We start from the raw sequence: 12,277 nt of genomic DNA, 5'->3' as shown, positions 1-12,277 counted from the left end.
ATCGGATCCGCTCGCGTGCCGCACCACCTGCCCGAGGTTAGACCCGGCTTCTCGTCCTCGCGAGGTGTCGCATGAGCGCGGCTCAGGTCTGGATCGTCGACCTCGACCTCTCACCCGGTAGGCTCGACCGGTGTTCGACCCTCCTCGACAGTGCCGAATGCAGGCGTGCCGACCGCTTTGTGAGATCGGCGGATCGGGCGCGGTTCGTCGCCAGCCACGCGGCGCTCCGTCTCATTCTCGGTGAAGCCCTCGGTCTTGCGCCGGCGGGATTGCAATTCGACACGGGACCCGCCGGTAAGCCGGATCTCGCGGGGGCGGCGCGGGGCGGTGTCACCTTCAACCTGTCGCATTCGGGAGCGCGGGCGCTGATCGGGCTCGCGCAAGGGAGGCCCATCGGCGTCGACGTCGAGGCCGTGCGAACGATGCCGGACGCACTGCGGATCGCACGGGCGCATTTTTCCGCCGATGAGGTCTCCGCGCTGGCTGACACGCCGCGGAGCGCCGTCGAACGGGTCTTCTTCGGTTTGTGGACTCGCAAGGAAGCCGTGGTGAAGGCGCTCGGCAGCGGGCTGTCGCTCCCCCTCGATCGCTTTAGCGTCAGCGTTCCACCGGCACGCCCGCGCCTGCTGCGGATGCCGGGAGGCGATCCCCAGACGCTGGACGGTTCCTGGAGCTTGGCGGATGTCGACTGCGGCGCCGACCATGCCGCCACGGTGGCGGTCCGATCCGCCGAGGCGGCGATCGCTCTGCGGAGGCTTCCCGATGACTGGCCCGATCAACTCCGCTGAAAGGCTCAACACCGCGCTTGCGGTGGGGGAAAGGCGCGGCTATACACCCGCTCGCCGGGCTTGGCAGACATGCCGCCCAGCCTTCGGAGTGTAGCGCAGTCTGGTAGCGCACCACGTTCGGGACGTGGGGGTCGCAGGTTCAAATCCTGCCACTCCGACCAATCTTTCCCGAGACTTAGCACCGCCCCTGAACGACCGGTACACCGCGCCGGGACGTTTATCGGGATGCTAACGCGGTTTCGCTGCGGTGCATCATGGCGTCAAACCCGACCGTCTCCGAGCTGCGCAAGGCCGCCGAGGTCAGCGACCAGGAGGTCGACGCGGTGCTCACGGATCTCGCCACCGAATCGTGCCCGCTCGCGAAAGGCTGGACCCTCGACCTCGTCGAGACGCTACGGACGAACGAACGCGCGGCCGAGGCGCTGACTACCAACAAGTCGGCCTGGAAGCGGAACATGGTCCGGACCGCGATCCTGCTGGCGCACCCGGTCAAGGGATGAGCACCAACACTCCAGAGGCGCGGGCGGAGTGGAAGGTCCAGCTCGTGGCGTTGCTCTTGCCCCACCTGAAGGGTGACAAAGCCGAGCGGGACAGCGTGGTCAACGCCGTGCTGATGGCACTCGACACCGCGCACGCTGAAGGGCTCAGGCACGCCGCCCGCTTCTGCCGAACTGTCGGGACTGGCGCGCAGCAGCATGGCGAAGCGGCCAAGGCTTTGGCCGCTGTGATCGAGACCATGGCTGCACAAGTTGATGAGGAAGCGGCCGAAGCGGCACGGCGGTGGCAGGAAGAGCCATGAGCGACTCGCCTGAGACCCAGCACGCGCGGGCCGCGATCCAGCACATGATGCGGCGCATGGACGGATTCGCACGCGGGCTCGGCCTGGACGAGGCCGCCACGCGGGAGATCGTCGCGAGGATTGCTGCCGACATGCCAGAGCGGTCGGATGACGAAAGACTGGAAACGGCGCGCAACTGCCTGCTGGCGGCAGCGTCGGCGTAGACGCTCTACAACCGGTCGCAGTAGCCTCGCCCCATGAGGGATGGCCATCACCCGATTCGTTGGCAGGAAGCCGATCCGATCATGGAGGCCGTCGACGCGCTGGTGGCTGCCAAGATCCCCGTCGTTCCGATCGGCGACGAGTGGGAGCACTGGCAGATCGGCAACCTGATCTTCTCGGATGACGACCTGTGGCGCCTCGCCGCGAGCCGCGGACTGGTCGAGCACGACCAGGAAGTGACGGCCGCCCCGCCGCCCTGGCGAGAGGTAACGCCGGACGACTACCACCCGCGAATCCACGAGGACAGCCTGGGCGGCTCGGCCTACATCACCGCCGGCCGCGTGGTGCACAAGCTGCTCCAGGATCAGCTCGACGGGAAGCACCGCCTCCGGCTCGTCCTGCGCGAGGCCGTCGACTTGGCCGGCCGGGACAAGAAGCGGCAGACCCCCTATTGGCTCTGGGCCTACGATCACGGCGTCAGCATGATCCTGAGCGCGGCCGAGGTCGTGATCGAGATGCGCTCGGGCAAGCGGCACGTCGTGCGGATGGTGCGCAACGCTGAGGACGCGCGCAATCCGGGCGGCGGTTGGGCCGACGGCGTGCCGGGCGGGATCGCACCCGGCCCATGGTTGAGGCGCCCGATCCCGACGCGGTGATTGAGGTGTTGGTCGAGAATGGGCGCGGGCCAAGGACTGGAGCGCGCGGACCCGGCCGCCGCTGGCGTAGCGCGGCAGCGCCAAGCGTCTGAACGTCCTGTCAGCCAGCCCGCCGCCGGTTTTCGCGGGGGCGGCAGCTTACGTGGATTGGCCCAAGGCGCATCGTGAGGAGGTTGAGCGGCGCCTACCCCGTTCCAGCTAGCCTTTTGCCGTGACGGATTTCGTGCTGCTCGTCCTTGATCTGCCGCAAGACCCCGGCACGGCGAGGCGTGCTCGGACAGGAGCTCGATCTGGGAGGTGAAGGCGGGCGGGAGGTCTTGAATGTTGGCGAGGTAGGTACAGCGCCGAGTGTCGCGCGTTGGTCAGGCGTCAGCCATCGGTAGGTCAGGCCCGTCTTCGTTCGGTTTGCCGTCATAGCCTTCCAGCCACGCCTTCCGCTCAGGTGAATTGGCCGGGTACGGGCATGCATCCTTCGGGCGGCCGATTGCGCGAGCGCGAGCCCCTTCAGAGATAGCCTTCAGTATCGGCGGCTGGCGTATATTCATGGTACCCCTCCTCTGATTGAGCCTGTCTTGCGTATTAAACCGGCCGGCAGCCTCCGAAGATCCGCTCACTCCTGCCCTGTTTTGACCGCAATTGAGAATATTTGCCAATATTGCGGAGCGGAAAAATGAGCGTATGAGTGTTGGTTGTAGCTCAATGAGGGCCTAGCCATGCTGAGGTCATTCGAGGAACGCGAGCGCGCGGCCGAGCTTATCTATATGCATGGCGAAGAGATGAGGTTTACGAACCACATCGCCGCCATCCGAGCCGTCGCTGACTTGGCCATACGCATGCTTGGCCTGGATGGATTGACATCAGAGGCCTATGCCCAGGCACTGATTGCCGCAAGGATTGAAGGATTGAAGCCAGCTGCGCTGCTGGAGCGCGTCCAAGCCGATCTGGCTGCCAACGGTGTAGAGGTGTCGCTCGCGGAACTGGAGGCTGAGATGGCCCGGATCTCAGCGCATCGCAGCGTAGTGGATGGCCAGATGCGCAATTTTGCGCCCGCCCATGGTTTGCCTCCACCGTAGAGGAGACGCGATCCAATCCGCCTTCCCCATCGGCGGCCCGTGGTTCTACACCCTCGCCCCCGCCCCGATCTGCTCACGGGGCGGGGGATCGTCCGATCTCACCAGCGTGTGAGCCGAGCCGAGGCGATACGCAACTTGGCTCGCTGGCAAGATGGTCAGCGCGATTACAGGGCGGTGGCGGCGGTCCATTCGGGTGCGCGTCGATCGCCCTGGAACCAGTTTTCGGCGCCCTCATTTATCCTGTATTGAACTTACAGGAGACCCAAATGCTGCGACTGCTGGAAGTCCATGATGGCACGTTTGCTATCTATTTTGGCGAGCAGGAGTTGATTGCGGGGCTCAATTATCGCCAGGCGGTCCGCTTCGCCCTCAAGTCACACCTTCTACCGCAACGGTAGGAGCCGGCTGAGGCGCCGGCGTGAGCGAAAAAGCCCGCGCCGGCGGACCGGGCGGGTGCTTTGTAGGACAACTCACAACCGCGGCAGCTCGCGCATTATCACCACGATGAGCTCGGCCTCCCACGCGTGAACCTGAGGCAGCAGCAGAATTTGGCCGGCCGCAGCTGCCGCAGCGGCGCCTACTGCGAAGGTCGCAGCCTCAGCTATGTGCCTCATCCGGGGCATGGCGAATGTCCTTCAGGACTGCAACGTATTTTACGGCATGGAGTATTCTTATCCCAGTGCCGCACGACAGAATGTGCTCGGCGTCACACAAGCACATCCTATCAGGCAGTGGGGCATCATCCAGACTCAGAGACAGTTCTCAAACGGTCAGGCAGACGCCTCAAGGGCGCGAGCTCTGCCTCCTGGGCGCAGCGAGATAGCGAACCACCGGTTGCGTTTGACGGAAGCAGGCCGATCCACGCTGTAGGGAGGCGGATCGAAAGCAGCGTGCCTGCGATGCCTTTCAAGAATTCGGGCTAGGCGCTCAAGCGCAGCGATATATTGAGCCGCCATTAAATTGTGGCCTTCGCAGGCACCGGTACTGCTCAGATTTTGAAMGATTTCCTCGGCATGCGTAACAATATTCCTAGCTTCATTGCAATATATATCGACGCGAGAAAGATCACACATATGCACCTCCCATGCGAATCAAGGGCGGAAAACTATAATCATTTCGTCTGTTATGYATCATCCATTTGACTTGGGTTATGAATAAACTCGATACGGCAGAGCTGATCGCAGCTTAGCTAACGGCAAAGCTGTATTCGACAGCAGCACAGAATATCATTTCGCCATGTTTTTTTACGAATACGGACGGAAAAGGGTGTATTCAACCAGGTTAACTGCTTATCTGGCCGGAACAGAGGAGTTCGGCACATTCCTTGCGTCACTACAGGCTGTCCTGCTGCGGTGGGCGGCCCGTTTGAGTGCTCAACGCGCGGCCTTCCGCCCCCGCCGTCGCTCCACCGCCGCTACGGCCTAAGGTCGGCGGCAACTCGAGAGAGGAGCTGAGACATGCGCACCTTCCTCGTGACCTTCCACAAGCTCGTTCTCGATTGTCGCGGCCATGATCACCGCGCCGTGCAGCAGCAGGCCGTCGTGTCCGCCTGCTCGGGAGAAGCCGCGGCCGATACTGCCAAATTGCTGTTCTGCGAGGCCGCTAGTATCGCCGATTGGCGGATGCGCGCGGATACCTTCGAGGTCGTCAGGCTGGCAGGGGCTGCCGTTGAGCGCAGAAGAAAGCCCACCGCGGCGCTGGGCCGGACGGGCTTCTCGGGCTCGGCGCTTTGAGGGGACAGGCCGAACCCGCAGCTCGCATAACGGGCGACTATTAACGAATAGCTCCGCGCGGCGGGGCTGGAGAACGGCAGATGATCAAGGTCCATCAGCGTGACGGCGGCTTCGTCGTGGCCGATCAACGCGGCTGGCTGCCAGGGTTCTATGCAACTGAGCGCGGGGCTCGGCAGGCGGCTTACCTGCCCTCGGAAACTCTCCAAGCCCTCCAGAACCGCAAGAACGAAGAGGCTGGCGGGGCCGGTGGCGTGATCACCGACAACGATCTGGCCGAGGCCGAAGACTAGCCAAGCACGAAAAAACCGCCGCGGCCGGATCCGGGCGGTTTAAGAGGGTCGTGCCTGGGGGATTGGTCTACGCGCGGGAGGACGCGGGGTTCCGGCCGCCTGACACGACGAATGGCGCCCCAGCTGAAGCCTGGGCGCCCGGGCCGTGGACTCTTAGGTCAACCGCAATCGATCAGTGCATCAGGCCGACCTTGGTGAGGATCACGGTCCCGAACGCACCGACGGCCCCAGCGAGAGCGCTCCAGACCCGCTTGTCCATCGTGTCGAACCGCTTTTCGAACCGCTCCTCGACGGCGTCGATGCGCTCATGAATCGCCCGGTTGTCCTTCTCGATCTCCGAGCGGGGGACGAAGGTCGCGATCGCCTGCATGATGCTGGTGTGCCGGGCCTCCGCTGCGGTCTGGGCCGACTTGTTGGCCTCGACGAGTGAGGTCTGCCGCTCCTCGATGCGCGCGAGGGCGATCAGGATGCGCATTTCGGGGTTGTTGTCTGCGCCGTCGTGACCGGGAGGCATGGCAAAGGCTGTCCTTGGGGTGCGAGCGCGAACGAGGAGGCCTTCGCCCAGGCTAGGAGGGGTTGGAGGAGGCACGCGCACAGCGACACCCTCCGCGATCAGGTCGAGGCTCTTGCGCGGCAAGGCCGGCCGACGGCGGCGGCGGGGCTTCTCGTCGGACATGGCGGCTGGCCCCAGGCACCCTCTTCCGAACGAGAGAGGGCGTTGTTTTAAGCGAACCGGCCTCTGGTGAGAGACAAGCAGAGTTGCGTTCAGTGGATGAGGGGCTATCGGCCGAAGAACCGCCGTACCGTTGGCGCGATACCAGCGACGCCGATCACCGAGAGCACGATGGCGTTCTCCATCGCTTCGTACGGCGCCGGCAGCTTCGCGACCTGCCAGTTGAACCGGAAGGTGCTGTCGAGGACGATCGCGCCGAAGTGCAGCATGCACAGCCCGAACGCCGTTGGGATCATCCAGGCCCGGCCGGGAGGGACGCCGGCATGACGAAGGCGCCGTTGGCGAAGTTCACGGTCTTTCGGATGGTGTGCGAGACCTGCTCGCGCAGCTCGCGCGCGGGCGGCTGCACCGGGATGACGTTGGTGGGCACGGTGGCCTCCGGGTTCGGGACAGGCAGGGAGGAGCGGCGGGCCGGAGCGCGAGGCCCCGGCCCGGGTCAGCCATCAGGCTGAAGCGGCAGCCGATCAGGCGTCGGCGGGCTTGGCGTAGGTCGGGATGACGATCGTGCCGAAGTCGTCGCCGTTGAAGGTCGTCTTCTTCAGGCCCCAGATCGCCCAGGCCGAGACCTCGAGGTTCCGCTTGTGGTCGAGCAACTCCTCGTTCCAGCGGTACCGGGTGTCGCCACCGGCCTTGCCGTAGGCGATGGTCGCCGCCTGGGCGCCGAGCAGCACCGCGCGGCGGGTGAGCGGCACAGCGGTCGTTCCGTCGGCCGAGACGCCCTGCGTAACGTCCTGCGCCTCACGGAGCACGACGCCGTTATATTCGCCCAGGGCACCCGTGTAGATCGGGCTCTTGCTCGACTGCATGCCGGCCATCGCGGCCTTCTGGATGTCGAGCCACTGGCCGACGCTGGTATTGGTGCGGATCGACGTGATCTGCTCGCTGGCCAGGTTCATCACGTAGAGCTTGCGCCCGTTGACCACGACCGGACGGATCATGACCTTGCGGTTCACGCCGCCGGTCTTGGCCAGCTCGACCGCCTTGTCGATCAGGTCTAGGGTGAAGATGTCGGCCGAGGTCAGCGCGGCATCGTTGGCGCGGGCGTTCGGGCGGAAGATGCGGCCCGCGGTCGCCGGAGTGACGGCGTTGTTGGCGGTGAACTTCTTGGCCCCGGTGAGCTGGTTGGCCGGGGTGAAGCCGCAGACGTGGTTGAAGAAGCAGACCGTGCGGCGGGTCTGGAACCAGTCGGCGATGCCGGCGCGGGCGGTCTCGCGCAGGTTGAACGGCACGCGCTGCTGGTCGATTGTGTTCTCCGACTTCACGCCGACGACCTCGCCGAGTTCGTCGATGGTGACCTTGTCGGAGTTGATGCCGATCTGCTCGCCGTTGCCCTCTGCCACATCGGACGAGGAGCAGCCCGGGCCGCGAAGCTGCATGCGCAGGCCGAAGGTGACCTGATCGCCGTTGCCCTTCTTGGTCTCCGTCTTTTCCTGGATCACGGCGTCGTCGCCGGTGCCGACCAGGGGATCGATGTCGATGGACTTGTTGGCCTCGGCCGCGAGCTTTTTGCTCCACAGCTTCACGGCCATCGGGTCGTTCTGCCCGAATGCGGTGTAGGACATGGGGGTTGCCTCTGGAGGCTGGATTCCGTGGGGAGGGTTCGTGCGGGCCGTACGTCGGCGCGCGGACGGAAGCCGGACCCCAGATGACCGTTGGGGACGGAGTCGGACGGGCGCCGTGCGTGGCGCGGACGAAGGCACTGACGCGGCCGGGCGGATCCTATGCGGGGATCAGTCGAACGACCGGACACGCGCGAACGCCCAGCCTGGCGGCAGGGAGCGGCAGGGGACCGGACGGAACTCGGGGAAGCGCTGAAACGGAGCAATGCCCGCACGTCTCGCGACGGATAGTCCTTTGAGCGGGTTCGCCCGTCGGGTCAACCAAGAAATCGAGTCGAGCAGGAAGAGGACCTGCTAACAGATCCTCGAACGCTTGGGACCGGATCACCTCTCAACCGACGCCGATGCGGTCCAGGTTAGAATGCCCAGTCATTGGCCGGAACGAAGCGTCCGTCCCGTTCTCGACCTATGTCAGACGAGCAGGCGGCTGTCAGCGCTTCCTGAAGGCAGCCATCGGTAGCCAACACTCCACTGCCGCTCGGGAGTGGAATTCAACTCTGGCCTTCCGGAACTGGACCCTCGCAATTTACTCGTATCGTATCCACGCGCCCGTTCAGGTGCGCCAGGGCGGTACTCGCGTTCCGGTAATGGATGGGGAAGCTCGGTATTACCAGGGCAGTTTGACCAAGCGCGGAACTGTAGCGGATCCCAAGGGTGCAACCGTTCACATCCGGCATGTTGCCGATCCGCAACGTCCGGCACCGGATATTTCCAGATCTTAACTGATCTAACTTAATATCAAAACGCGATAGTGATGCCTTTCAGTGAGATGCCTTAAATATCAGAATAATTCTAAAATTAGTCACAGAAACATCGCTCCTTTGGCGTGGGATTAAGTCTTGATCCGCGTTGTGTCTCTCTCGTAACTCCTCGTCCGAATTCGAGCAGATTTCGGGGCGTGCCGGCTTTCGTGCGAAGCCGCGGAGTGAATGATGGGCAGGACTTTCAGGTTTCATTTTCTCGGGCTTGTGCTGACTAGCACTTTATCTGCAACGGCCGCGCATGCACAAAGAGATGTAGCTCCAGTCGAACTAGCCGAGGCCGTAACGCTGGACCAACTCACAGTCGAGAGTTCAGGCGAGCGCCCGGAGCCGCAGGGTGGCGTCACTGTCGGGTATCTGACCAAGCAAACGCGCAGTGCGACTAAGACGAACACGCCGGTCATCGACATCCCGCAATCGATCACTATCATCCCGCGGGAGCAATTTTTGGATCAGAATTATCAGAACCTGACCGAGCAGCTGCGCTTCGTGCCGGGCTTGATCCCCGCGCAGGGTGAGAGCAACCGCGACCAAGTGCTCATCCGCGGCCAGAACACCAGCGCGGACTTCTACATCAACGGTATCCGCGACGACGTTCAGTACTTTCGTGACTTATACAACATCCAACGCATCGAAGTTCTAAAGGGACCGGACTCCCTCATCTTCGGCCGCGGTGGTGGCGGTGGCGTAATCAACCGCGTTCTCAAGGAGGCGGACGGCTACCGCGTGCGGGAGATCGTGGCCGGCGGCGGGCAGTTTGGGGACAAGCGCGTCGCCGTCGATGTCGGCGATCGGATCAGCGACAGCGTCTTCTTCCGCCTGAACGGCGTGTTCGAGGACTCGGGGACCTACCGCCAGTTCGGCGACCTGACCCGCTACGGCGTCAATCCGACCGCCACCTTCCTCATCGACCCGCAGACGACGCTGAAGCTCTCTTACGAATACTTCCACGATCAACGCTTCCCCGACCGGGGTATCCCCTCGCAGTTCGGCCGCCCTTACCGGTACCGTGATAACATCCGGACCTTCTTCGGCAATCCGAACGTCAACTTCACAAATGTCGATGCCAACATCGCCACCGTGCAGCTCGATCACCAGTTCAACTCGGGCGTCGAGATGCACAGCCAGCTACGTTTTGCGGATTATGACCGGTACTACGTCAACACGCTTCCCGGTAGCGCCGTGAACGCGGCCGGAAACGCCGTGACAATCACCGGGTACCGCAACGACACGCCGCGGACGAACTACTTCAGCCAGAACGACTTCACCTACAAATTCCTGACCGGCGATATTAAGCACACGCTGCTGGGTGGGTTCGAACTCGGCTATCAAGAGGGGCTGGCCTACAGGCAGTCCCTGTTTTTCGGGAACAGCCTTGCGAGCAGCGTCGTGGTCAATCCGCTTCGCCCGCTGACTTTCGCGCCCACGACCCTGCGCAACAACGGCACGACGGATGCCAATTCACGCTACAACCTCGGTGTTGCAGCAGTCTACGCCCAAGACCAAATCGATATCACCGACTGGCTGCAGCTCGTCGGCGGCCTGCGTTACGATCATTTCGACTTCGCGTCCACCGACCGCCGCACGATGCTGACCAACAACCGCATAGACGATCCGATCTCCCCCCGCGCCGGTCTCGTGCTGAAGCCGCTGCCGAACCTCGCCCTCTACACGAGCTACAGCGTCTCCTATCTACCTTCCTCGGGTGACCAGATCGGTGCCTTCACCCCCGGCTTGGTCATCGCTAAGCCGGAGCAGTTCGAGAACACAGAAGTCGGCATCAAGTACGACGTCAATCCGCGCTTCCAGCTCACGGCCGCGGCCTACAACCTGGACAGGTACAACCAGCGTCTTGCCGATCCCAACAACCCCGGCTTTTTTATCCTGTCGGGTAAAACCAACACGCAGGGCTTTGAGATCGGTGCCAACGGTTACGTCACCGATTGGTGGCAGATCGCTGGCGGCTACGCCTTCACCGATGCGCGCATCGCCAGCGCCACCTCAGCCGTAATTGTGGCTGGCAACACGGTCGGGCTGGTGCCGTTCAACGCCTTCACGCTTTGGAACAAGTTCGACGTGACGCGCGAGTTCTCCGTTGGGGTCGGCATCCTGAACTACTCGCACACGTTCGCAGCCTCGGACGATACGGTCCGCCTGCCGGGATATACCCGGATCGACCTGGGACTGTTTTACCAGATCAGCGAGTCGGTCCGCGCTCAGATCAACATCGAGAACCTGTTCGACCGGCAATACATCTCCACGGCGGACAACAACAACAACATCACGCCGGGCGCTCCACGGACTATAAGGGCGCAGATCATAGCTCGGTTCTGAACCCCGCTGCTCTGTGAGGTTTAGGCTGCAGGCACGCGTACTTTTCAAACGCCTGAGAAGGGCCGGTATCTGGCTGGGCGGCGACGTCCGCTTTGTTGCAGCTGCCATATGGAAGCGGACGGTCGCGAGACCACCCATTCCGGACCTGTCGCGCGCGCGACAGGTCATGAGCTGCCCCGGGGCAGAGCTGCCAACCGTCAGATTGAGCTGACTGACACAGCCCTCCTGTGTCAGCCTCCCATCAGTGCGCGGACGCGGGCCGGGTTCGAGGCGAGAAGCTTCTCGAAGTCCGCCTCGGACATGCTGGACAGCGTCTCGATCGTGATTTCACTCGCGGGCTGGCCACCGGCGGCCGAGAGCGAGCGGCCTGGGCCTGCCTGTCCGGCGGCGACGCGCGCAGCCTTATCGGCGGCGTTCTCGGCCGGGGCGGCGGCGGGCGCGGGCTCCGGAGCCTTCGGCGCGAACCCACGGCTCTTGGCGAGCTGCGCGATCATGGCGGCCGGCGACTGGCCGCGCTGACGGGCCGTCTGAGCGAGGTTGAACTCCTCCTCGCGCACCGCTTCGATCGCGGCCTTCTGGTCCATGCCGAACAGCGTCAACTCGGCCACCCGCCCCGAGAACAGGTGCTCGTAGGCGTCCGAGACCGTCGCATCGGATGCGATCGCGGCGCGGAGGTCCTGCTGGTAGAACCCGATGATCTCGCCGCGCTCGGCCTCGACGCGGCGATCCTCCTCGGCCTTCTTCTGGCTCTCGGTGAGCTGGGTCTGGCCGGTCCGCAGCGCCTCGATCTGCTGCTCGAGGTGCTTCGCATAGCCGAAGATGTCCTCGGCCGGGTCCGGGACCTTGACGGGCTCGGGCGCGGCCGTAGGCGTTATTGGGGCGGCCGGACGCTGCATCGCCTCTGACAGGATGCGCAGGCGCTCGTCGCCGCGAGCGAACCGCTCGCGCAGTTCGTCGCGCTCCTTCTCGACCGCCTTCCGGCGCTCGCGCTCCTCGTGCAGGGCGCCGTGCGGGACGAACTTGCCCTTCTCGTCGCGCGGCTGGTTCTCGGGCGCGCCCTCGAGCTTTGCGCCTTCCTCTCCGGCCTCGGGCTCGGCCACAGGAGGCTCGGCGGCGGCCGGGGCGGGCTCGGCGGCGGGCGGCGTCAGACCATCGGAGGCGGGCGTCTCCTCGCCGCGCTCGTAGGCCTCGAAGGCAGCCTGCTCCTCGGGCGTGAAGGCGTCTTCGCTGTCGCCGATGGCGAGGTCGGTATCGGTCATGTGGTCCTCGTGACGTGAAGGGGACGAAAGC

General features: G+C 64.0%; 16 protein-coding genes and 1 tRNA gene. 11 read left to right on the top strand and 6 right to left on the bottom strand.

The features are described from left to right. Window positions 1–71 precede the first annotated feature (71 nt). From ACXJKQ_RS03345 to ACXJKQ_RS03320, 6 genes are all read left to right on the top strand, one after another. Window positions 72–788, top strand: coding sequence for a 4'-phosphopantetheinyl transferase family protein (locus tag ACXJKQ_RS03345; protein WP_457104357.1), 717 nt, complete (start codon window positions 72–74; stop codon window positions 786–788). A gap of 84 nt (window positions 789–872) precedes the next feature. Beyond that, a tRNA-Pro gene (locus ACXJKQ_RS03340) sits at window positions 873–949 on the top strand. Window positions 950–1,042: 93 nt separating this feature from the next. Next, window positions 1,043–1,288: a hypothetical protein gene (locus ACXJKQ_RS03335; protein ID WP_457104356.1), complete on the top strand. Its 246-nt coding sequence runs from the start codon at window positions 1,043–1,045 to the stop codon at window positions 1,286–1,288. Then, complete coding sequence (locus ACXJKQ_RS03330; protein WP_457104355.1) at window positions 1,285–1,587, top strand: hypothetical protein; 303 nt, start codon at window positions 1,285–1,287, stop codon at window positions 1,585–1,587. The genes ACXJKQ_RS03335 and ACXJKQ_RS03330 overlap by 4 nt, the downstream gene beginning before the upstream one ends. Continuing rightward, the gene (locus tag ACXJKQ_RS03325) at window positions 1,584–1,790 is read left to right on the top strand and encodes a hypothetical protein (RefSeq protein WP_457104354.1); all 207 of its coding nucleotides are present in this window, start codon (window positions 1,584–1,586) and stop codon (window positions 1,788–1,790) included. The genes ACXJKQ_RS03330 and ACXJKQ_RS03325 overlap by 4 nt, the downstream gene beginning before the upstream one ends. A gap of 81 nt (window positions 1,791–1,871) precedes the next feature. Next, window positions 1,872–2,444 (top strand): hypothetical protein, encoded by a 573-nt coding sequence (locus tag ACXJKQ_RS03320; RefSeq protein WP_457104353.1) that lies wholly within the window; start codon window positions 1,872–1,874, stop codon window positions 2,442–2,444. Between the two features lie 362 nt (window positions 2,445–2,806). Here the strand turns inward: ACXJKQ_RS03320 and ACXJKQ_RS03315 are convergent, their stop codons facing one another. Then, entirely contained in the window at window positions 2,807–2,989 is a 183-nt protein-coding gene (locus ACXJKQ_RS03315; RefSeq protein WP_457104352.1) for an Rmf/CrpP fold protein, read from the bottom strand. A 168-nt stretch (window positions 2,990–3,157) separates the two neighbouring features. On the opposite strand from ACXJKQ_RS03315, the gene ACXJKQ_RS03310 reads away from it, so the two are divergent. From ACXJKQ_RS03310 to ACXJKQ_RS03295, 4 genes are all read left to right on the top strand, one after another. Continuing rightward, on the top strand, window positions 3,158–3,517 hold the full coding sequence (locus ACXJKQ_RS03310) for an ATPase inhibitor subunit zeta (RefSeq protein WP_457104351.1): 360 nt from the start codon (window positions 3,158–3,160) through the stop codon (window positions 3,515–3,517). Between the two features lie 266 nt (window positions 3,518–3,783). Beyond that, window positions 3,784–3,915, top strand: a complete 132-nt coding sequence (locus tag ACXJKQ_RS03305; RefSeq protein ID WP_457104350.1) for a hypothetical protein — start codon at window positions 3,784–3,786, stop codon at window positions 3,913–3,915. Between the two features lie 1,059 nt (window positions 3,916–4,974). Next, window positions 4,975–5,250: a hypothetical protein gene (locus tag ACXJKQ_RS03300; RefSeq protein ID WP_457104349.1), complete on the top strand. Its 276-nt coding sequence runs from the start codon at window positions 4,975–4,977 to the stop codon at window positions 5,248–5,250. An 80-nt stretch (window positions 5,251–5,330) separates the two neighbouring features. Next, window positions 5,331–5,540 carry a hypothetical protein gene (locus ACXJKQ_RS03295; RefSeq protein ID WP_457104348.1) on the top strand — a complete coding sequence of 70 codons (210 nt, stop codon included), beginning with the start codon at window positions 5,331–5,333 and terminating at the stop codon, window positions 5,538–5,540. Between the two features lie 172 nt (window positions 5,541–5,712). Here ACXJKQ_RS03295 and ACXJKQ_RS03290 read toward each other — a convergent pair whose 3' ends face one another. The 4 genes from ACXJKQ_RS03290 to ACXJKQ_RS03275 form a co-directional block, all read right to left on the bottom strand. After that, a complete protein-coding gene (locus ACXJKQ_RS03290) occupies window positions 5,713–6,054 on the bottom strand; it encodes a hypothetical protein (RefSeq protein ID WP_457104347.1) in 342 nt (113 codons plus the stop codon). Between the two features lie 266 nt (window positions 6,055–6,320). Beyond that, complete coding sequence (locus tag ACXJKQ_RS03285; protein ID WP_457104346.1) at window positions 6,321–6,482, bottom strand: hypothetical protein; 162 nt, start codon at window positions 6,480–6,482, stop codon at window positions 6,321–6,323. Window positions 6,483–6,505: 23 nt separating this feature from the next. Further along, the gene (locus ACXJKQ_RS03280) at window positions 6,506–6,643 is read right to left on the bottom strand and encodes a hypothetical protein (RefSeq protein ID WP_457104345.1); all 138 of its coding nucleotides are present in this window, start codon (window positions 6,641–6,643) and stop codon (window positions 6,506–6,508) included. 94 nt (window positions 6,644–6,737) lie between these two features. Beyond that, complete coding sequence (locus ACXJKQ_RS03275; protein ID WP_457104344.1) at window positions 6,738–7,835, bottom strand: N4-gp56 family major capsid protein; 1,098 nt, start codon at window positions 7,833–7,835, stop codon at window positions 6,738–6,740. 989 nt (window positions 7,836–8,824) lie between these two features. Between ACXJKQ_RS03275 and ACXJKQ_RS03270 the strand changes: the two genes are divergently transcribed. Next, a complete protein-coding gene (locus ACXJKQ_RS03270) occupies window positions 8,825–10,987 on the top strand; it encodes a TonB-dependent receptor (protein WP_457104418.1) in 2,163 nt (720 codons plus the stop codon). A 230-nt stretch (window positions 10,988–11,217) separates the two neighbouring features. Here ACXJKQ_RS03270 and ACXJKQ_RS03265 read toward each other — a convergent pair whose 3' ends face one another. Next, window positions 11,218–12,246, bottom strand: a complete 1,029-nt coding sequence (locus tag ACXJKQ_RS03265; protein ID WP_457104343.1) for a hypothetical protein — start codon at window positions 12,244–12,246, stop codon at window positions 11,218–11,220. Window positions 12,247–12,277: the final 31 nt, after the last annotated feature.

The sequence above is a fragment of the Methylobacterium sp. P5_C11 genome (genome assembly GCF_054049775.1).
The sequence above is the reverse complement of the archived record's forward strand: the minus strand, read 5'-3'. Positions and strand labels throughout refer to the sequence as shown.